Below are 225 nucleotides of genomic sequence, written 5' to 3'. Positions count from 1 at the left end.
CTCGCCGACGAGATCAAAGGACAGCGCGGTGTGAACCGCATTGCCGAGGGGATCGAAGATTGCGGCGATCTCGTCGGGCACGTCATCGGGGATCGGCACGACGTTGTGCTGCGGGATCGCCAGATATTCACCGAAGGCGCCCGGCCGGTTGACGCCGACGCCGAGCGTGTTGCGGCACAGATGCCCCCTGCCCGCCCGGCAATTGCGGCAATGGCCGCAGACGAT

The 225-nt window shown here is 66.2% G+C and carries 1 protein-coding gene; it reads right to left on the bottom strand.

What is annotated here, in order from left to right:
• On the bottom strand, window positions 1-225 hold a 225-nt coding region (locus tag BQ8482_RS10155), incomplete at both ends, for an alcohol dehydrogenase catalytic domain-containing protein (RefSeq protein ID WP_165848502.1).

Origin of the sequence: Mesorhizobium delmotii, from assembly GCF_900149755.1 — a bacterium.
In the GTDB taxonomy this organism is placed as follows: domain Bacteria; phylum Pseudomonadota; class Alphaproteobacteria; order Rhizobiales; family Rhizobiaceae; genus Mesorhizobium; species Mesorhizobium delmotii.
This window is presented reverse-complemented; position numbering and strand designations above follow the sequence as displayed.